The 19,420-nt window shown below is 68.3% G+C and carries 22 protein-coding genes; 15 read left to right on the plus strand and 7 right to left on the minus strand.

What is annotated here, in order from left to right; translation table 11 throughout:
* Positions 1–14: 14 nt before the first annotated feature.
* From ribD to WS89_RS14525, 7 genes are all read left to right on the plus strand, one after another.
* Complete coding sequence (gene ribD, locus WS89_RS14495; RefSeq protein WP_059791604.1) at positions 15–1,136, plus strand: bifunctional diaminohydroxyphosphoribosylaminopyrimidine deaminase/5-amino-6-(5-phosphoribosylamino)uracil reductase RibD; 1,122 nt, start codon at positions 15–17, stop codon at positions 1,134–1,136.
* 14 nt (positions 1,137–1,150) lie between these two features.
* Positions 1,151–1,780 carry a riboflavin synthase gene (locus tag WS89_RS14500; protein WP_059499900.1) on the plus strand — a complete coding sequence of 210 codons (630 nt, stop codon included), beginning with the start codon at positions 1,151–1,153 and terminating at the stop codon, positions 1,778–1,780.
* A 369-nt stretch (positions 1,781–2,149) separates the two neighbouring features.
* Positions 2,150–2,668 (plus strand): DUF1993 domain-containing protein, encoded by a 519-nt coding sequence (locus tag WS89_RS14505; RefSeq protein ID WP_059499899.1) that lies wholly within the window; start codon positions 2,150–2,152, stop codon positions 2,666–2,668.
* A 157-nt stretch (positions 2,669–2,825) separates the two neighbouring features.
* On the plus strand, positions 2,826–3,968 hold the full coding sequence (gene ribBA / locus WS89_RS14510; protein WP_059499898.1) for a bifunctional 3,4-dihydroxy-2-butanone-4-phosphate synthase/GTP cyclohydrolase II: 1,143 nt from the start codon (positions 2,826–2,828) through the stop codon (positions 3,966–3,968).
* A 53-nt stretch (positions 3,969–4,021) separates the two neighbouring features.
* Positions 4,022–4,537 carry a 6,7-dimethyl-8-ribityllumazine synthase gene (gene ribH, locus WS89_RS14515; RefSeq protein WP_006476661.1) on the plus strand — a complete coding sequence of 172 codons (516 nt, stop codon included), beginning with the start codon at positions 4,022–4,024 and terminating at the stop codon, positions 4,535–4,537.
* Entirely contained in the window at positions 4,534–4,971 is a 438-nt protein-coding gene (nusB, locus tag WS89_RS14520; protein ID WP_006476662.1) for a transcription antitermination factor NusB, read from the plus strand. The genes ribH and nusB overlap by 4 nt, the downstream gene beginning before the upstream one ends.
* A gap of 69 nt (positions 4,972–5,040) precedes the next feature.
* Positions 5,041–6,237 (plus strand): pyridoxal phosphate-dependent aminotransferase, encoded by a 1,197-nt coding sequence (locus tag WS89_RS14525; RefSeq protein ID WP_059791606.1) that lies wholly within the window; start codon positions 5,041–5,043, stop codon positions 6,235–6,237.
* A 107-nt stretch (positions 6,238–6,344) separates the two neighbouring features.
* Here the strand turns inward: WS89_RS14525 and WS89_RS14530 are convergent, their stop codons facing one another.
* Positions 6,345–7,472 (minus strand): lytic transglycosylase domain-containing protein, encoded by a 1,128-nt coding sequence (locus WS89_RS14530; RefSeq protein ID WP_059499896.1) that lies wholly within the window; start codon positions 7,470–7,472, stop codon positions 6,345–6,347.
* A 596-nt stretch (positions 7,473–8,068) separates the two neighbouring features.
* Here WS89_RS14530 and WS89_RS14535 point away from each other — a divergent pair.
* Together WS89_RS14535 and WS89_RS14540 are read left to right on the plus strand one after the other, a co-directional pair.
* Complete coding sequence (locus tag WS89_RS14535) at positions 8,069–9,625, plus strand: UbiD family decarboxylase (protein WP_059791608.1); 1,557 nt, start codon at positions 8,069–8,071, stop codon at positions 9,623–9,625.
* A gap of 58 nt (positions 9,626–9,683) precedes the next feature.
* A complete protein-coding gene (locus tag WS89_RS14540; protein WP_059499894.1) occupies positions 9,684–10,352 on the plus strand; it encodes a LysE family translocator in 669 nt (222 codons plus the stop codon).
* A gap of 117 nt (positions 10,353–10,469) precedes the next feature.
* Here WS89_RS14540 and WS89_RS14545 read toward each other — a convergent pair whose 3' ends face one another.
* Positions 10,470–10,766 carry a hypothetical protein gene (locus WS89_RS14545; RefSeq protein WP_006488565.1) on the minus strand — a complete coding sequence of 99 codons (297 nt, stop codon included), beginning with the start codon at positions 10,764–10,766 and terminating at the stop codon, positions 10,470–10,472.
* Positions 10,767–11,280: 514 nt separating this feature from the next.
* Between WS89_RS14545 and WS89_RS14550 the strand changes: the two genes are divergently transcribed.
* Together WS89_RS14550 and WS89_RS14555 are read left to right on the plus strand one after the other, a co-directional pair.
* Positions 11,281–12,210, plus strand: a complete 930-nt coding sequence (locus WS89_RS14550; protein WP_059791610.1) for a Rossmann-like and DUF2520 domain-containing protein — start codon at positions 11,281–11,283, stop codon at positions 12,208–12,210.
* Between the two features lie 75 nt (positions 12,211–12,285).
* Positions 12,286–12,849, plus strand: a complete 564-nt coding sequence (locus WS89_RS14555; protein ID WP_034206634.1) for a YggT family protein — start codon at positions 12,286–12,288, stop codon at positions 12,847–12,849.
* 14 nt (positions 12,850–12,863) lie between these two features.
* On the opposite strand, the gene WS89_RS14560 is transcribed toward WS89_RS14555, so the two are convergent.
* Together WS89_RS14560 and crcB are read right to left on the minus strand one after the other, a co-directional pair.
* Entirely contained in the window at positions 12,864–13,214 is a 351-nt protein-coding gene (locus WS89_RS14560) for a DUF190 domain-containing protein (protein WP_059499891.1), read from the minus strand.
* 23 nt (positions 13,215–13,237) lie between these two features.
* On the minus strand, positions 13,238–13,624 hold the full coding sequence (gene crcB / locus WS89_RS14565; protein ID WP_059791612.1) for a fluoride efflux transporter CrcB: 387 nt from the start codon (positions 13,622–13,624) through the stop codon (positions 13,238–13,240).
* A gap of 403 nt (positions 13,625–14,027) precedes the next feature.
* On the opposite strand from crcB, the gene WS89_RS14570 reads away from it, so the two are divergent.
* Positions 14,028–15,239: a S53 family peptidase gene (locus tag WS89_RS14570; RefSeq protein ID WP_059791614.1), complete on the plus strand. Its 1,212-nt coding sequence runs from the start codon at positions 14,028–14,030 to the stop codon at positions 15,237–15,239.
* 30 nt (positions 15,240–15,269) lie between these two features.
* Here WS89_RS14570 and WS89_RS14575 read toward each other — a convergent pair whose 3' ends face one another.
* The 3 genes from WS89_RS14575 to WS89_RS14585 form a co-directional block, all read right to left on the minus strand.
* On the minus strand, positions 15,270–16,139 hold the full coding sequence (locus WS89_RS14575) for an SIR2 family NAD-dependent protein deacylase (protein ID WP_059791615.1): 870 nt from the start codon (positions 16,137–16,139) through the stop codon (positions 15,270–15,272).
* 183 nt (positions 16,140–16,322) lie between these two features.
* Positions 16,323–16,703 (minus strand): hypothetical protein, encoded by a 381-nt coding sequence (locus WS89_RS14580; RefSeq protein ID WP_059791616.1) that lies wholly within the window; start codon positions 16,701–16,703, stop codon positions 16,323–16,325.
* On the minus strand, positions 16,700–17,299 hold the full coding sequence (locus WS89_RS14585) for an NUDIX domain-containing protein (RefSeq protein WP_059499887.1): 600 nt from the start codon (positions 17,297–17,299) through the stop codon (positions 16,700–16,702). Before WS89_RS14585 ends, WS89_RS14580 begins: the two co-directional genes overlap by 4 nt.
* A gap of 81 nt (positions 17,300–17,380) precedes the next feature.
* Between WS89_RS14585 and WS89_RS14590 the strand changes: the two genes are divergently transcribed.
* The 3 genes from WS89_RS14590 (at position 17,381) to WS89_RS14600 (ending at position 19,414) form a co-directional block, all read left to right on the plus strand.
* Positions 17,381–18,136 (plus strand): DeoR/GlpR family DNA-binding transcription regulator, encoded by a 756-nt coding sequence (locus tag WS89_RS14590; RefSeq protein ID WP_059791617.1) that lies wholly within the window; start codon positions 17,381–17,383, stop codon positions 18,134–18,136.
* 130 nt (positions 18,137–18,266) lie between these two features.
* Entirely contained in the window at positions 18,267–18,875 is a 609-nt protein-coding gene (locus tag WS89_RS14595; RefSeq protein ID WP_059791618.1) for a chromate transporter, read from the plus strand.
* On the plus strand, positions 18,872–19,414 hold the full coding sequence (locus WS89_RS14600) for a chromate transporter (protein ID WP_059499884.1): 543 nt from the start codon (positions 18,872–18,874) through the stop codon (positions 19,412–19,414). Before WS89_RS14595 ends, WS89_RS14600 begins: the two co-directional genes overlap by 4 nt.
* Positions 19,415–19,420 lie beyond the last annotated feature (6 nt).

Raw genomic sequence — 19,420 nt, forward strand, 5'->3', positions numbered from 1 at the left:
CCGGGGCCGCGCGCATGTTCTCGGATACCGATTTCGCCCACATGCAGCGCGCGCTCGCGCTCGCCGCGCACGGCATGTACACGACCGCGCCGAATCCGCGCGTCGGCTGCGTGATCGTCAAGCACGGCGACGTGATCGGCGAAGGCTTCACGCAGCCGGCCGGCCAGGATCACGCGGAAGTGCAGGCGCTGAAGGACGCGCGTTCGCGCGGCCACGACGTCGCGGGTTCGACCGTGTACGTGACGCTCGAACCATGCAGTCATTTCGGCCGCACGCCGCCGTGTGCGAACGCGCTGATCGACGCGCGCGTCGCGAAGGTCGTCGCGGCGATGGAAGACCCGAACCCGCAAGTGTCGGGCCGCGGCCTCGGGATGCTGCGCGACGCGGGCATCGACGTGCGCTGCGGGCTGCTCGCGCACGAGGCCGGCGAGATGAACATCGGCTTCGTGTCGCGGATGACGCACGGCCGCCCGTGGGTACGGATGAAGACCGCCGCGTCGCTCGACGGCCGCACCGCGCTGCCGTCCGGCGAAAGCCAGTGGATCACCGGCGAGGCCGCGCGCCTCGACGGGCACGCGTGGCGCGCACGCGCGTGCGCGATCCTCACCGGCATCGGCACCGTGCGCGAGGACAATCCGCTGCTGACCGTGCGCGGCATCGACACGCCGCGTCAACCGCAACGCATCCTCGTGGACAGCCGCCTCGACCTGCCGCTCGACGCGCGGCTGCTCGAAGGCGCGCCGCTGCTGATCTTCTGCGGCCGGCTCGACGCCGCCGGCGAAATCCGCGCAAACGTGCTGAAGTCGCGCGGCGCGGAAGTCGTGCCGCTCGCGAATGCGCACGGCAAGGTCGACCTGCCCGCGATGCTGGCGGCGCTCGGCGCGCGCGGCGTCAACGAGCTGCACGTCGAGGCCGGCCACAAGCTGAACGGTTCGCTGCTGCGCGAACGGTGCGTCGACGAATTGCTGGTGTATCTGGCGCCGAGCCTGCTGGGCGCCGACGCGGCCGGCATGTTCGATCTCGCCGCGCCGGCGAGCCTCGATGCGCGCACCCGGCTGTCGTTCCACGGTATCGAGCGGATCGGCGACGACTTGCGGATCCTCGCGCGGCTCGCGCCGCCCGACGCCGCTCACTGAACGGAATCGTCACGATGTTTACCGGAATTGTCGCGGCTGTCGGCCGCATCGAATCGATCGCCCCGCTCGGCACGTCGGCCGACGCCGGCGTACGCCTGACCGTGCAGGCCGGCGGGCTCGACCTGGCCGATGTCGCACTCGGCGACAGCATCGCGATCCAGGGCGCGTGCATGACGGTGATCGAAAAGACCGACACCGCCTTCGACGTCGACGTGTCGCGCGAAAGCCTGAACCGGACGGTCGGCCTCGCGCAGCCCGGCGAAGTGAATCTCGAGAAGGCGCTGCGCGCGCACGATCGCCTCGGCGGGCATATCGTGTCGGGCCACGTGGACGGCCTCGGTACCGTGTCGCGCTTCGCGCCGGTCGGCGAGTCGCACGAACTGCGGATCGTCGCGCCGCGCGAACTCGGCCGCTATCTCGCGTACAAGGGCTCGATCACGGTGAACGGCGTGAGCCTGACCGTCAATACGGTCGACGATCGCGCGGACGGCTGCGAATTCTCGATCAACCTGATTCCGCATACGGTCGAAGTCACGACGCTGCGTCACGTGAAGGCCGGCGACAAGGTCAATCTCGAAGTCGACATGATCGCGCGGTACGTGGAGCGGATGCTGTCGTCGTCGCAGGGCGTGCATCAGGACTGATCGGCCGGCGCCGTCCGGTGCGGGAAATGACGGCTGGCGGTTCGCCCGGCATGGTTCAGGCGTCGCCGCCTCCTCCTCGCTCAACCGCTCGCCGGCCGCCCGCCCGATCGTGTGCGTGGGCCGAGCGGGCTTCGCCGCGCTTTGCTCCCACCCTACTTCGTGCCGGGCCGCGCCGTCGCCGGCCATCCGATACGCCGCCATCGGATCGCGTTCGGTCGTTGGCCGTTTGGCCAGCCGACACCTGGCCAAACGGCCAACGACGCGCACGGGTCATGCCGTCGCGCTAAGATGCGTCGACAGCGGTTTCAACGCCGCAACGCACGACGTGCCGCGCACCGCGGCGCCTCTCTTCCCACAGGAGTCGTCCCCATGTCCATCTCGATGTACCAGGCTTCGCTGCCCGTCCTGATCCGCGGCCTCACCAACCTGCAGCACATCCTCGGCAAGGCGCAGGCCCATGCGGCCGAAAAGCAGATCGATCCGTCGGTGTTCGTCGGCGCACGCCTCTATCCGGACATGCTGCCGCTCGTCCGCCAGGTCTACATCGCGACCGACACGGCCAAGGGCTGCGCTGCGCGGCTCGCCGGCGTCGACATCCCGAGCTACCCGGACGTCGAGCAGACCTTCGACGAGCTGCATGCGCGCATCCAGAAGACGATCGACTACCTCGAAAGCTTCGACGCCGCACAGATCGACGGCAGCGAGACGCGCCAGGTCGTGCTGAAAATGCGCGTCGGGCCGATCGAATTCACCGGCCAGTCGTACCTGCTGAATTTCGTGCTCCCCAACTTCTTCTTCCACGTGACGACCGCGTACGACATCCTGCGCCATAGTGGCGTCGAACTCGGCAAGCTGGACTACCTCGGCGGGCGCAACGAGCACGCGTGACGCGCGGTCGCGCAACGCCCGGCCCGCAGCCGTCCGCACCCGCGCGCAGGCCGGCCGCAGCGCTTTCCGGAGCGCAAGCCGGCCCCGCCCGGCCTGCGCCAGCCGAAACGCCGCCCGGCTGGCGTAAAATACGCACTTTCCTCTTTCTCGCCCCCTTATGACGCTCGCCTCCACGCTCGACATCATCGCCGAGCTGAAAGCCGGCCGGATGGTGATCCTGGTCGACGAAGAAGACCGCGAAAACGAGGGCGACCTCGTGATCGCCGCCGAATTCGTCACGCCGGAAGCGATCAACTTCATGGCCAGGTACGGCCGCGGCCTGATTTGTCTGACGTTGACGCAGGAACGCTGCAAGCAGCTGCACCTGCCGCTGATGACCTATCGCAACGGCACGCAGTACGGCACCGCGTTCACGGTCAGCATCGAAGCGGCCGAAGGCGTGACGACCGGCATCTCGGCCGCCGACCGCGCGCACACGATCGCCACGGCGGTCGCGCACGACGTGCGCCCCGAGCATATCGTGCAGCCGGGCCACGTGTTCCCGATCATGGCGCAACCGGGCGGCGTGCTCGTCCGCGCGGGCCACACCGAGGCCGGCTGCGACTTCACCGCGCTCGCGGGCCTCACACCGGCCGCGGTGATCTGCGAGATCATCAAGGACGACGGCACGATGGCGCGCCTGCCGGACCTGATCGAATTCGCGAAGGAACACAACCTGAAGATCGGCACGATCGCCGACCTGATCCAGTACCGCAGCCGCACCGAATCGATCATCGAGCGGATCGCCGAGCGCACGATGCAGACCGCGCACGGCACGTTCCGCGCGGTGCTGTACCGCGACCAGCCGAGCGGCTCGCCGCACATCGCGCTGGTGCGCGGCATGCCGTCGCCCGACGTCGATACGCCGGTGCGCGTGCACGAGCCGCTGTCCGTGCTCGACCTGCTCGAGACGGGCATCTCGACCCACTCGTGGACGCTCGACGCGGCGATGCGCGAGATCGCGGAACGCGACCTCGGCGTGATCGTGCTGCTCAACTGCGGCGATACGAAGGAACACCTGATCGACGTCTTCAAGGCGTTCGACGAGGAAGAAAAGGCCGCTGCGCTCAAGCGCCGGCCGGTCGATTTCAAGACGTTCGGCATCGGCGCGCAGATCCTGCGCGATGTCGGCGTCGGCAAGATGCAGGTGCTGTCGAATCCGCGCAAGCTGGGCAGCATGTCCGGCTACGGCCTCGAAGTCACGGGCTTCATTCCGATGCCCGGCGGCGAGGCCAAGTCCTGCCCGGCGTCCCACGCGTAACCCGCCACGGCGCTTTCGCCCTATAACCGTTCATCCACACCACGGACCAGATCATGGAAATCGGACAATACCAACCGAATCTCGAAGGCGACGGCCTGCGTATCGGCATCGTGCAATCGCGCTTCAACGAACCCGTGTGCAACGGCCTCGCCGACGCATGCGTCGAAGAACTGGAGCGCCTCGGCGTCACCGGTGAAGACGTGCTGCTCGTGTCGGTGCCCGGCGCGCTGGAAATCCCGCTCGCGCTGCAGAAGCTCGCCGAAAGCGGCCAGTTCGACGCACTGATCGCGCTCGGCGCGGTGATCCGCGGCGAGACCTACCATTTCGAACTCGTGTCGAACGAGAGCGGCGCGGGCATCACCCGCATCGGCCTCGACTTCAACCTGCCGATCGCGAATGCGGTCCTGACGACCGAAAACGACGAGCAGGCCGTCGCGCGCATGACCGAAAAGGGTCGTGACGCCGCACGCGTCGCCGTCGAGATGGCCAACCTGACGATGGCGCTCGACCAGCTCGGCGACGACGAGGACGAAGAGGAAGACGAAGACGACGAAGAGGAGCGCGCATGAAGAAGAGCGCCCGCCGACAATCGCGCGAGCTGGCGACGCAGGGCCTGTACCAGTGGCTGCTGTCGAACGCGCCCTCCGGCGAGATCGACGCGCAACTGCGCGGCGCGCTCGGTTACGACAAGGCTGACAAGGAACTGCTCGAAGCGATCCTGCACGGCGTGATCCGCGAACATGCGACGCTCGTCGAAGCGCTGGCGCCGTCGCTGGACCGTCCGATCGATCAGCTCTCGCCGGTCGAACGCGCGGTGCTGTTGATCGCGACGTTCGAGCTCACGCACCACGTCGAAACGCCGTATCGCGTGATCATCAATGAAGCCGTCGAACTCGCGAAGACGTTCGGCGGCTCCGACGGCTACAAGTACGTGAACGGCGTGCTCGACAAGCTGGCCGCGAAGCTGCGCCCCGCCGAAACGCAGGCGCGTCGCAACGGCTGATACCGTTGGTTGGTCCACGGGCGCGCAAGCGCCCGTTTTTCATTCTTTTCCCCTCCGTCCCGCCCGCCGATGAATACCACCGCCGATTCGCTCGTCACGCTCGCCGCACGCGTCGACGCGATCCAGCCCTTCCACGTGATGGAACTGATGAAGGAGGCACAGCGGCTCGAGTCCTTGGGGCGCGACGTTATCCACATGGGCATCGGCGAGCCGGATTTCACCGCGCCGGAGCCGGTCGTCGAGGCTGCCGCGGCCGCGCTGCGCCGCGGCGTCACGCAGTACACGAGCGCGCTCGGCATCGCGCCGCTGCGCGAGGCGATCGCCGCGCACTATGCGCGCGCGTACGGCCTCGCGATCGCGCCCGAGCGGATCGTCGTGACGGCCGGCGCATCGGCCGCGCTGCTGCTCGCGTGCCTCGCGCTGGTCGGCCGCGACGACGAAGTACTGATGCCCGACCCGTCGTATCCGTGCAACCGGCACTTCGTCGCGGCGGCCGAAGGTCGCCCGGTGCTCGTGCCGAGCGGCCCGGACGCACGCTTCCAGCTCACCGAAAACGACGTCCGCACGCACTGGAACGCGCGCACGCGCGGCGTGCTGCTCGCGTCGCCGTCGAACCCGACCGGCACGTCGCTCGAACCGGACGAACTGAAGCGGATCGTCGAAGCGGTGCGCGCACGCCACGGCTTCACGATCGTCGACGAGATCTACCAGGGGCTCAGCTACGACGCCGCGCCCGTATCGGCGCTGTCGTTCGGCGACGACGTCATCACCGTGAACAGCTTCTCGAAGTATTTCAGCATGACGGGCTGGCGGCTCGGCTGGCTCGTCGTGCCGCCCGCGCTCGTCGGCTCGTTCGAGAAGCTCTCGCAGAACCTGTTCATCTGCCCCTCCGCGCTCGCGCAACACGCGGCGCTCGCCTGCTTCGAACCCGCGACGCTCGACATCTACGAAACACGCCGGCTCGAATTCAAGCGCCGCCGCGATTTCATCGCACCGGCGCTCGAACGGCTCGGCTTCACGGTGCCGGTGATGCCGGACGGCGCGTTCTACGTGTATGCACATTGCGGCAGCGTCGCCCACCCGGCGGCCGGCGACAGTGCCGCACTCACGCAGGCGATGCTGCACGACGCAGGCGTGGTGCTGGTGCCGGGCATGGACTTCGGTGTCCATGCGCCGCGCGACTATATCCGCCTGTCCTATGCGACGGCCTACTCTCGGCTCGAAGAGGCCGTCGGCCGGCTCGCGGCGCTGTTCGGCCAGCACTGACGCCGCGGCCGGGGCGTACCGCCGCTTCACGCATCGCAAAAAGAAAAAGCACCCGAGTCGGGTGCTTTTTTCATGTCGTGCCGGCCGGAGCCGCCGAAACGCGACCGTTACGCGCCGAGCTCCGAATGATCGCCGTGCGACTGCTTCGCGGTATCGACGCTCGCGTCGTCCTGCGGGGCGGCTTCCTTCGGCGCCGCCTTGATCGAGGTCGTGCCGTCGAGCGTCGCATGCACGCGCTTCGCGCCGCCTGCCGCGGCCGTCACGGCAGCGGCAGTGACGATCGGCTTCGCGGGTTGCGCGGGCGCCTGCGGCGCGTTGATCGGCACGCTGCGGCCACGCGCGACGTCGCGCAGGCGGCTGCGTTCGGCCATCACCTTCGAGCCATAGCCGTTGTCGTCGGGATTCGTCGAGCCGTTGTACAGGCGCAGGCCGTTCGCGAGCGAACCGCCGCGCGCGATACAGTCCTTCAGTACCAGTGCGCCGACCTGCAGGTTCGCGAGCGGCTGCAGCGCGGTGTCGGTGCCGCCGAAATACTCGAACTTGTCGGAATGCACCTTCGACATGACCTGCATCAGCCCCTTCGCGCCGACGCCGCTTTCGGCGTACGGGTTGAAGCCCGATTCGATCGCCATCACGGACAGCAGCAGCAGCGGATCGAGGCCGACGTCACGACCGGTCTGGAACGCCGCCTTGACGAGCTGGCCGAGCGGCTCCTGGGCGACGCGGTAACGGCGCGACAGATAGGTGGCGACGAGCGCCTGTTCGCGGTTCGACGCGAGCGCGCGATCGTCGCGGGCATCGGCCGCCACGCGCTGAATCGGGATCAGTTTCGCAAGCGCGACGGGCGACGGGCCGTTACGGGCCGGATCGGACGCATCGCCCGGGGCGCCCTGAGCGCCGGCTTCCGGTGCGACGTCGAGGCCGACCGCAAGCGCATCCGTTTCCGGACTCTCTTCCTGCTGCGGCTGTGCGCCGGCAGGCGCGAAGTTCGGCAGCGGATGGCCGGACAGCAGGCGCGCCGGACCGGCCTGCACGGCCGCGGACACGACCGGCATCAGCTTCGCGGCGAGCGTGCCGCGCACGGTTGGCAGCAACCACAGTGCAAGCGCGACCGCGACAGCGAAACAGCCGACAACGCTGAATAGATGGTGACTGACACGCGTCCCGCGACGCAGCAAGTTGCGCACGATTTGCGCATGCTGCTCGGTGGGACGCCACGATAACCAAGCGTTCATTCAGATCATCTCCCATGAACATGACTCGTGCGGCTCGCTCAGCTCGATGGCGAGACGGAAAACGCGCCGCGGAATCACGACGCCGCACGCCTTGGTTGGGACGCGCAAGCATCGGGGAAACGGTATAAGTACCGTTCGAGGCCACGGTGTAAGAAGGCCGGCGCCTTCGCACACTGGGCGAGGCGGGCATACGCGGTGGCACCCACGCAAAAAACCAGCGTCTGGTGGCGCTGGCTGGGACTACGACAAAGGCCGTCGAAAACGCCGTGCAGGATTCGGCGGACGGTGACGCGCTGCGTCAAAGATCGGTGATTGGCGGCTCGAAGCCTTTTACCCTGCAACCAATGTGAGCGGATTCTAGCAGGGTTTTATAGATCGTCAACACTATAAAACCTTCAAATCATAACAAAAAGTAATTTAAAACCACTCTTCAGAACGCAATCCCCGTGCCGTAAGGGGTTTGCGCTCGATCGACTTTTTTCTGCGCCGGGCGGCCGCGCGGCGACCCGGGTAAAATCGTCGGTCGATTCGGGGTCGCAGCCGGCCGCTGCCCCCGCCCACCGCTGCCCGCCCTGCGGGCAGCCCGGACCTTCTTCATGAAATACAAAGACTTACGCGATTTCATTCAGCGCCTCGAGGCGCTCGGCGAACTGCGGCGCGTCACCCAGCCCGTGTCGCCCGTGCTCGAAATGACCGAGCTGTGCGACCGCGTGTTGCGCGCCGGCGGCCCGGCGCTGCTGTTCAACGCGCCGCCCGGCCATGCGTTCCCGGTGCTCGGCAACCTGTTCGGCACGCCGCGCCGCGTCGCGCTCGGGATGGGCGTCGATGCGGGCGACGATGCCGCGCTCGGTTCGCTGCGCGATCTCGGGCGCCTGCTGTCCGCGCTGAAGGAACCCGATCCGCCGAAGAGCCTGAAGGACGCCGGCAAGCTGCTGTCGCTCGCGAAGGCGGTGTGGGACATGGCGCCGAAGTCGGTGTCGTCGCCGCCGTGCCAGGAAATCGTTTGGGAAGGCGCCGACGTCGACCTGAACAAGCTGCCGATCCAGACCTGCTGGCCCGGCGATGCGGGGCCGCTCGTCACGTGGGGCCTGACGGTCACGCGCGGGCCGAACAAGCCGCGCCAGAACCTCGGCATCTACCGTCAGCAATTGATCGGCCGCAACAAGCTGATCATGCGCTGGCTCGCGCATCGCGGCGGCGCGCTCGACTTCCGCGAGTTCGCGCTGCGGAACCCGGGCAAGCCCTATCCGGTCGCGGTCGTGCTCGGCGCCGATCCGGCCACGACACTCGGTGCGGTGACGCCCGTACCCGATTCGCTGTCCGAGTATCAGTTCGCCGGCCTGCTGCGCGGCAGCCGCACGGAACTCGCGAAGTGCCTGACGCCCGGCGTCGACACGCTGCAGGTGCCCGCGCGCGCGGAAATCGTGCTGGAAGGCTTCATTCATCCGCAGGAAGGCGCCCCCGCCCCTGCGCCGGCCGGCGCGCCGCCGCGACCGGCGGGCAACGCCGCGGCCGCGTACGAACACGCGCTCGAAGGGCCGTACGGCGACCATACCGGCTACTACAACGAGCAGGAGTGGTTTCCGGTGTTCACCGTCGAGCGCATCACGATGCGCCGCGACGCGATCTACCATTCGACCTACACGGGCAAGCCGCCCGACGAGCCCGCCGTGCTCGGCGTCGCGCTCAACGAGGTGTTCGTGCCGCTGCTGCAGAAGCAGTTCACGGAAATCACCGACTTCTACCTGCCGCCCGAAGGCTGCAGTTACCGGATGGCCATCGTCCAGATGAAGAAGAGCTACGCGGGCCACGCAAAGCGCGTGATGTTCGGCGTGTGGAGCTTCCTGCGGCAGTTCATGTATACGAAGTTCATCGTGGTCGTCGACGAGGACGTGAACATCCGCGACTGGAAGGAAGTGATCTGGGCGATCACGACGCGCGTCGACCCCGTGCGCGACACGGTGATGGTCGACAGCACGCCGATCGACTATCTCGACTTCGCATCGCCGGTGGCCGGCCTCGGCTCGAAGATGGGGCTCGACGCGACCAACAAGTGGCCGGGCGAAACGAATCGCGAATGGGGCCGCCCGATCGAGATGGACGCGGCCGTGAAGGCGCGCGTCGACCGGCTGTGGCAGGAGATCGGCCTCTGACGCCACGCGGCCGGCACCCGCCGGCCCGCGCATCGCAATCGCCGCACGCACCCCGAAGATGAACTTTCCGCCTGCCTCCATGCTGTCCGACGGATTCTTTCTGTCGCTATCGTTGTGTCTCGACATCGGCCTCGTCAACGTGGCGATGCTGTCGCTGACGCTGTCGCACGGCTTCCGGCCGGGCTTCTGGCTCGGCGTCGGCTCGTGCGTCGGCGATCTCGTTTACGCGGCGCTCGCGCTCGCGGGGATGGCCGTGCTGCTGCAGTTCGAACCCGTGCGCTGGATCGTGTGGATCGGCGGCGGCGCAGTGCTGCTGTTCCTCACGTGGAAGATGGCGCGCGAAGCGCTGGCGCCCGTCAAGGCAGCCGACGACGACGCGGACGATGAACCGCCGCCGCGGGCGAGCGCGCGGCGCAGTTTCGCGCGCGGGATGCTGCTCGCGATGTCGTCGCCGAGCGCGATCCTGTGGTTCGCGGCGGTCGGCGGCGCGCTGATCGCGAAAGCCGGCGCGACCACCCCGGCCACCGCGTCGGTGTTCCTGTCGGGCTTTTTCCTCGGCGGTCTCGCGTGGACGCTCTTCATGTGCACGCTCGCGAGCCAAGGCCGCAAGCGTGCAGGCGCCGGGCTGATGCGTGCGTGCCATGTCGCGTCGGCGCTGCTCTTCGCGTATTTCTCGTACAGCGTGATCGTCGGCGGCTACCGCGACCTGATCGTGCACGCGACGTAATCGCGACCGCCCTGCCGAGCCGCGCGCCGAAATGGCGGCCCCAATGAAAAACGGCGCAGCGCCCCTCGCGGGACGTTGCGCCGTTTTGCCGCGCGCGGTCAGGCCGCGCGGGACGAATCAGCGACGCCAGTAGCCGTGATGGCCCCAGCCGCCGTAGCCGTGGCGCCAGTACGGGCGACCGTAGTAGCCGCCGACGACCACAGCGGGCGGCGGCGCATAGTAGGCCGGTGCCGGCGCGTAGTACACGGGCGGAGGCGGCGGCGCGTAGTAGACGGGCGGCGGCGGTGCATAGACGGGATATGCGGGTGCGACCGGGATACCGATGCCGACCCCGATCGACACGTGAGCCTGCGCGGCGCTTGCGGCACCCAGGCCCAGCGCGGCGGCGGCGATGAACGGAATGAGCTTTTTCACTTCGATTCTCCTGCTGGAGCGGTATTTTAGGCGCTCCTGTCGGCAACGGCGGGCATGCACGTCGCATGCAAGCAATGTAGCGAAAACCCGCCCCGCGCGTATCGTGCATTTGTTGCAAATTGCAATTGTCCGCGGCCGGAGCCGTCGTCCGGCGCGGGGCCTCGCACGGACGCCAACCCTTGCGGGTCGCGCGATTCCATCCGAGGAGTCGGGGCGCGACACGACGATCGGTCAGTCTTACCGGATCCGGCGCGCGCAGCTGGCGCGCGTACGTAATGAACGATTACAAATTCGAGACAACATGCCGACATTTCAAGCGGGACGCAGCCGCATGGAGTTTCGGGGACGGATTCCGAGTCGTGATCCCGCCACGATACCGGATGCCCAACCACGCATCGATCGCGCCGCGCATCGGTAATTCATACGTGCGGCCGCCTCGCATGCTGCCTTCCGCGACATCGCCGTCATTCCTGCGATACTGGCGGCTGCTTCGTTTTCGCTTACATCCGCTGCCATGCCGCTTCCCGACACACCCCGCCTCGGCTTCATCGGCGCCGGCCGCCTCGCGCGCTGTGTCGCGCAGCGTTTCGCGCAGGCCGGCTTTCCCGTCGTCGCGATCGCGAGCCGCACACCCGCATCGGCCGCCGGCCTTGCCGCGCGCATCGACGGCTGCCGCGCGGTCGATACCCCGCAGCAGGTGGCCGACGCCACCGACCTGATCTTCGTGACGACGCCCGACGATCATCTCGCGTCGAGCGCCGCGGCGTTGCGCTTCGACGCCTCGCGCGCCGCCCGCCAGGCGGTCGTCCATTGCAGCGGCGCATCGGCGGTCGCGCTGCTCGACCCGGCGAAGCAGCAAGGCGTGGCCACCGGCGGCTTCCATCCTCTTTATCTGTTCGGCGGCACCGATGCCGACCTCGCGCGCATCGACGGCTGCTCGGTCACGATCGAAGCGGACGGTGCGCTGCACGCGACGCTGCTGCGACTTGCCGCCGCACTCGGCTGCCATCCGCTGTCGATTCCGGCCGGCGGCCGGATGCTGTATCACGCGGCCGCCCACTACGCGGCGAGCTTCGCGCTGTGTGGGCTGTCGGAAGCGGTCGAGCTGTGGCGCGGCCTCGGTTTCGACGAGGACGCCGCGCTACGCGCGCTGTTGCCGATGCTCGCCGGCACGATCGAGACCGCCCGCGACAAGGGGCTCGCGAATGCGCTGTCCGGGCCGGTGTCGCGCGGCGACACGGGCATCGTCGAGCGTCAGCTCGCGCTGCTCGAGGCGCGCGGCGGCGATCATGCGGCGCTGTACGCGCTGCTGACGCGCCGCGCGATCGCGCTCGCGGCGAAGCGCGCGACGCCGCCGGTCTCGCTGCCGGCGCTGGCCGAAGCCGTCGAAACGTCGCTCGCGCGCGCGGCCGCGCGCCCCTCCCCGTCGCGAGACGAGGCGTGATAAGGTGTCGGCCGATGCGCCGCCAACCGGCGTTGGCGGCCGCACGCTACTGACTGTATAAAAAGGATGCCAACGATGTTCGGCGAGATCGCCCGTTTTCTGCTCAATACCGTCTTCACGCTATTCGGCGCCGCACTGATCCTGCGCGTCTGGATGCAGGCCGTCCGCGTGCCGCCGTACAACCCCGTCACGCAAGCCGTGCTGCAGGCGACCAACTGGCTCGTGCTGCCGCTGCGCCGCGTGATCGCGGGCGTACGCGGCATCGACTGGGCCAGCGTCGTCGCCGCGCTGCTCACCGCGCTCGTCTACGTCGTGCTGATGGTCGTGATGGCCGGCTTCGATCCGGCCGCCGTGATCGCGACGCTCGTCGTGGTCGCGCTGCTCACCGTCGTGAAGTGGGCGCTCAATCTCGTGATCTGGATGACGATCCTGATGGCGCTGCTGTCGTGGCTCAACCCGCACTCGCCGGCGATGCCGATCCTCTACCAGCTCACCGCGCCGTTCCTGAACCCGCTGCGCCGCGTGATCCCGAACCTCGGCGGCATCGACCTGTCGCCGATCCTGCTGTTCGTGATCGTGCAGGTGCTGCTGATGATCGTCACGCGCGCGGCCGTGTCGCTGACGATGTTCGGCATCTGATCCGGCGCGACGCCCTACGCCGCCGGCCCCTGCGCCGGCGGTGCGCCGAGCGTGTCGATCACGCCGAACCGCGCGGGCATCATCGCGTAGCACACACGCACTTTCTCGTGCGATAGCCGCTCGAGCAGCCGTTGCGCTTCGTCCTCGGTGACGATGAATTCGACCTCGATCGCGACCGAGCCCTGCAGTTCGAAGAAGCGATCCTCGTGCAGCACGCGATGCTGGCCGAAACCAGCCATCGCGCGAAACGCGGAACCGCCCGCGACGCCCATCCGGTTCGCCTCTTCCAGCAGCCATTCCCACAGCGGCTTCCAGTGCAGCCGGTGCTGCTCGTGCACGTAGAAACGCAAAAAGACCCTGTCCATCGCTCCCTCCGATGGCGGCCCGCTCAGGCCGCCGCGAGCCACGCGCGCGCGGTCCACATGCCGAGCGCCGTCAGCGCGAACGATCCAGTCAAGTGTAGGGCAGCCACCGCCAACGCCCATCCGAATTCGCCCTCGAGCGCGTGCGTCATCACTTCGACCGAAAAGGTCGAGAACGTCGTGAGGCCGCCGAGAAAGCCCGTGATCACGAACAGCCGCCACTCGGGCGGCAACCCGACGCGCGCGGTAAACATGACGGCGGCCACGCCGATCACATAGCCGCCGATCAGGTTCGACGCGAGCGTGCCGAGCGGCACCGCGGGAAAGAACGCGTTGAGCGCGAGGCTCAGGAACCAGCGCAGCAACGCGCCGAGCCCGGCGCCGACGAAGATCGCGACGATCGAATAGAACAAGGGCACTCCTCTCTGACGCCGCCGCGCGGCGCACGCGGCCTACGCCGAACTGTATGCGCAATCGCGCCGCGCCGGCAATGCCGACGGGCAGCGGATCGTGTCGCGAACGCATGACGCCTTTCACGATTTCCACGCGCGCGCCGCAGTGGACATTTACCGAACAATTACATCGGACATTACGAATCGATTTTGAATCGACCGATTATTTATCGGATTTTTCGAAAATCGATAAAGCAGTTCGATCCGGCGCGGGCTATCCCAGCACAGCACCAATCCATAAGGGATCCCACGTACTTTCCCTTATCAGACATTCCCTTATTCAGTCGATATTCGATGTAGTTACCGTCGTCGATTTCGTAAAATTGATTCGCTACTCCACTCCATCGACATGGAGACTCGAAAAATGAACAATATCCGCCCGTCGTCCATGTTGATTCCGGCGCTGTGCGCGTCGCTGCTCGCGTCGGGCGCCGTGCTCGCCGACGGCAACGGGCCGCTGCCCTACGTCGAAGGCCATCGTGCACCGGCAGGATTCGCGCGCCCGCCGTTCCACACGAAGCCACGTGCGAGCACGGCCACGATCGCCGGCCTCACGCCGGCACTCACCCGGCATGCATACGGGTTCGATGCGATCGCGAACCAGGGCGACGGGATGGTCGTCGCGATCGTCGACGCGTACGACGACCCGAAGATCGAGTCCGATCTCGGCGTGTTCAGCAATGCGTTCTCGCTGCCGGCCTGCACGTCGTCGAACGGCTGTTTCACCAAGGTGTACGCGCACGGTGCGCGGCCCAAACCCGATTCGGGCTGGTCGCTCGAGATCTCGCTCGACGTCGAATGGGTGCATGCGATCGCGCCGAAGGCGAAGATCGTGCTCGTCGAAGCCGCATCGGCCAGCTTCAGCGACCTGCTGGCCGCGGTCGACGTCGCGGTCAGGCGCGGCGCGTCGGTGGTGTCGATGAGTTTCGGCGGCAACGAATTCGGCAGCGAGACGGGCTTCGACAGCCACTTCAACGTACCGGGCGTGACGTTCGTCGCGTCGTCCGGCGACAGCGGCACCGGCACCGAATACCCGGCCGCGTCGCCCTATGTGGTGTCCGTCGGCGGCACGACGCTGTCGTCCGATACGGCCGGCAACTACATCGGCGAGGCGGCGTGGAGCGGCAGCGGCGGCGGCGTGAGCAACGTCGAGGCCGAGCCGGCCGGCCAGGCTGCCTGGCCGATTCCGGTGGCCGGCAAGCGCGGCGTGCCCGACGTCAGCTACGACGCGAATCCGTCCAGCGGTTTCGCGGTGTACGACTCGGTCACCTATCAAGGACAGGCCGGCTGGTTCCAGGTTGGCGGCACGAGCGCGGGTGCGCCGCAATGGTCGGCGCTCGTCGCGATCGCGAACTCGCTGCGCACGGCGGCCGGCAAGAAATCGTTGAGCGGCACCTACGACACGCTCTATACGGTCGGCAAAACCGCGTACGGCAGCGACTTCCACGACGTAACGACCGGCTCCAACGGCAATTGCGGCAGCATCTGCAACGCAGTGGGCGGCTACGACTACGTGACGGGCCTCGGTTCGCCGATCGCGCCGGCGCTCGTGCAGGCGCTCGTCGCTCGGCCGTAACCGGCGCGGCCGCGGCCGATCGGCGCGGGCTCAGCCGCCGCGCCACGCGCGCTCGAGCGCGTTCAACGTCGCCAGCGCACCGCCCTTCAGCCCGATCACGTCCGCCCGGCGCGCATGCGCTTCGCGCGCGTTGATGCGAATCACGTCGGCACCGAACCGCTCGCTCAACAGGCGCACGGTCGGAATCGCGGTGCCCGCGCCGATCTCGACCACGGCGACGCGCCCGGCCTGCGCAATCCAATCTTCAAGCGCGCGCTCCTGAGCGTCGTAGCGCGAGCCGAGCCAGCCGGTGTCGCCGAACATCAGAATGTTCGGCCGCGCGAGCCCGCCGCAGTGCGGGCAGCGCGGCATGTCGCCCACCAGGCGGCACGTCGTTTCGTCGACCTCCGGCATGAACGGCGCCGCGTCCCACGTCTCGTCCGTGCACGGACGCAGGCATTGCATCGCATGAATCGAACCGTGGATCTCGACGATGCGCGCCGGATCGAAGCCGGCTTTCTGGAACTGGCCGTCGACGTTGCTCGTCAGCACGAAACCGCCGTTCGGCATCGCGTCGATCCAGCGGCGCAGGATCGCGAAGCCCGCGTGCGGCGCGGTGGCGCGGTAGAGCGCGAGACGGTGCCCGTAGAACCCCCATGCGAGCGCCGCACGCGCACGAAACGCGTGCGGCGACGCGATCTCGTGGAATTCGAAACGCTCGTGGCGCAGCGCCGGATACGCGCGCCAGAAGCCGTCCGTGCCGCGAAAATCGGGCAAGCCGGAATCGACGCCGATGCCCGCGCCGGCCGTGACGAGCAATGCGTCGGCGCGCGCGAGTGCATCGACGGCGGACGCGACGAGATCGGCGGGAAGCGGCGCGGCGGCGGAACCGGAGGGATCGGCGGAATCGGAAAGCGGCATGATGGGAAAGCGGTGAAGTCGAACGTTGCGCGAATGGCGTCGCGATCATACGCCGGTTCGGGCGTCGCGCCGCCTCGGCGACGCCACTGCGGGCTGCTGCGCGTGTGCGGATACCGGCAACGCGAATACCGGCTGTCCGCACGTGTCGCGCCGGCGATGCCGCAACCCGGCGCTCATGCTTGCTCAATCGGTCGAATCGTCCTGCGCGACCGGCATCTCATCAACCGCGAAATAGACCGGCTTGCCGAGTTGCCGCGCAAGCGCCACGTCCGCATCCGCTCCGCGCGACGCGCCGCCGATGCGCAGCACTGCGTCGCAGCATCGCAGCAGCCGGTGCGCGGCCGGATACAGGAAGGCTTCGCCGATCGCGTCGCCGACCTGCGTCGACCCGGCCGCGGCCGCGAGCGGCAGCGACACCCATTCGCCGATCATCGGCACGTGCCCGCGGCGATACACGGCGAGCGCCGCCGCTTCCAGCCGATGCAGGTTCGCGGCGATGCGCGCGGGGTCGCCGTGCGTGCCGCTGCGATAGGGGCCGGCGACCAGCACGAGCCGCGGCGTCATGCGGCGCGCCCGCCCGCGGTTTCCCGCAGCGCGACGTACTGGAGCAGCATGATCGTCTTCGCATCGACGATCTCGCCGCGCTCGACCGCGTCCAGCGCCGCCTGCAGCGGCATCTCGACGACCTCGAGATCCTCGCCCTCTTCCGCGACGCCGCCGCCCGCGCCGGTGCGCAGCGACGCATCGTATTCGCCGACGAAGAAATGCAGCTTCTCCGTCACGGACCCAGGGCTCATGAACGCCTCGAACACCTTGCGCACGCCGCGCACGCGATAGCCGGTCTCCTCCTCGGCCTCCGCGCGGATGCGCGCTTCGGGCGTTTCGTCGTCGAGCAGGCCGGCGGCCGCTTCGAGCAGCATGCCGTCGTGCCCGCTCACGAACGCCGGCATCCGGAACTGCCGCGTCAGCAGCACGTCGCCCGTCTCGGCATGACGCAGCAGGATCGTCGCGCCGTTGCCGCGATCGTAGGTCTCGCGGCTCAGGCGTTGCCACGTGCCGTCGCGGCGCAGGAAATCGAACGTCACCTTGCGCAGCACATACCAGTCATCGGACAGCACCGTCGTATCGACGATGCGGACCCGCTCCCGCGTAGCAGCCATTGCAGCCTCCGGTTCGACAAAGGACGGCGCTCATGGTAACGTGCACATTCGTGCAATTTCAAGAATTTTCGTGCAAACACGATGCTGACGACGCAACGCAAGAAAGCGATCCTCGATGCGCTCGCGCGTGACGGCCAGGTGCTGGCTGCCGAGCTGAGCGTGCAATTCGGCGTGTCCGAAGATACGGTGCGCCGCGACCTGCGCGAACTCGCAGCCGAAGGGCTGTTGCAGCGCGTGCATGGCGGCGCGCTGCCGGCGTCGCCGGCCGTCGCGCCGTTCGCGCAGCGCGAAGCGCTCGAAACCGCGGAGAAGCGGCGCATCGCGCGGCGCGCCGCGCAGATGATCGCGCCCGGGCAAGTCGCGATCGTCGACGGCGGCACGACCTCCGCGCTGCTCGTCGGCCAGTTGCCGGTCGACCTGCGCGCGACGATCGTCACGCATAGCCCGAGCGTCGCGGTCGCGCTGGCCGCGCATCCGTCGATCGACGTGATCCTGATCGGCGGGCGGCTCTACAAGCATTCGATCGTCGCGGTCGGCGCGGCGGCGATGGAAGGCATCGCGCGCATCCATGCGGACCTGTACTTCATGGGGGTCACGGGCGTGCATCCGGTCGCGGGGCTGAGCACCGGCGATTTCGAGGAAGCGGCGATCAAGCGCGCGCTAGCCGAACGCGCGGCCGAGACGGTCGTGCTCGCGTCGCAGTCGAAGCTGCGCGCGGCGTCGCAGTTCGTGATCGGCGATATCGCGCTGGCGCAGGCGATCGTCGTCGAAAAGGAAACCGACGCCGCGCTGACGGAGCCGATCGAGGCCGCCGGCGTGACGGTGGTGCGCGCATGACGCGCGGCGGCCCGGCCGCGTCGAACCGATAGCGAAGCCGGGGGTACGGGCGCCGCGCCAATGTCAGCGTGCTGACAGGCACTGCTTGCTAACATGGGCGATCGCCCGATCCCCACGTGCTACCCGCCCGATGCCTCCCGCCTCCACCCCGACTCCCCCGGCCCCTCCGGCAAGCGACGCGCCGCCAGGCGTCCTCGCACTGTTCGTCGCGTTCGCGCAGATCGGCCTGACCAGCTTCGGCGGCGGACTCAGCGGACGGATGATGCGCGACTTCGTGCACGAGCGGCGATGGCTCGACGAAGAGGCGTTCCTCAACGGCCTCGCGCTATCGCAGGCGTTGCCGGGCGTCAACGTGAAGAATCTCGCGATCTGGATCGGCTACCGTCTCGCCGGATGGCGCGGCGCGGTGGCGGGCTTCACCGGCATCATCGCGCCGCCCGCGGTGCTGATCGTGCTGTTCGGCGTCGCGTTCTCGACCCTCACGCGCTTCCCGCTCACGCATGTCGCGCTCGCCGGCGCGGCGGCCGCGGCGATCGGGCTGTCGATCTCGATGGCGATCACCGCGGTGCGCCGCCTGCCGCGCCGCGCGCTGCCGTTCGCGGTCATGACGCTCGTCTTCGTGTCGGTCGCGGTGCTGCACTGGCCTCTAGTGTGGACCGTGCTGATCGGCGGCACGCTGAGCGTCGCGCTCGAATACCGCCGTGCGGCCGCGGCGCCGGGCGGGAGCGACGCGCGATGAACGCGTCCGCACGTTACGCCGCGCTGTTCGGCGTGTTCGCGCCGCTGTCGATCGCGACGATCGGCGGCGGGCAGGCGGTCATCGCGGACATCCAGCGGCAGGTCGTCGACGTCCATCACTGGATGAGCGCCGCGCAATTCGTGAACGACTTCGCGATCGCACGGATGGCGCCGGGCCCCGGCTCGCTGCTGGCGACGCTGATCGGCTGGCAGGTGGCCGGCTTCTGGGGCGCGGTGATCGCGACGCTCGCGCTGTTCGGGCCGACCGCGTTCCTGATCTACGGTGTCGCGCATCTATGGCGGCGACATCGAGGCGCGCGCTGGCAGATCGCGCTCGAAGCGGGCCTGCGCCCGGTCGCGGCCGGCATGATTCTCGCGTCGGTGTGGGTGCTGCTGCAGGCGCTCGACGGCGGTTGGCCCGCGCGCGCGATCGCCGTCGCATCGACGTTGTGCGTGATCTACACGCGCGTTCATGCGCTGCTGCTGATCGCGATCGGCGCGCTGCTGCTCGTCGGCATACATGCGCTCGGCGGCGCATGACGCGCG

The sequence above is a fragment of the Burkholderia sp. MSMB1072 genome (genome assembly GCF_001524725.1).
GTDB lineage: Bacteria > Pseudomonadota > Gammaproteobacteria > Burkholderiales > Burkholderiaceae > Burkholderia.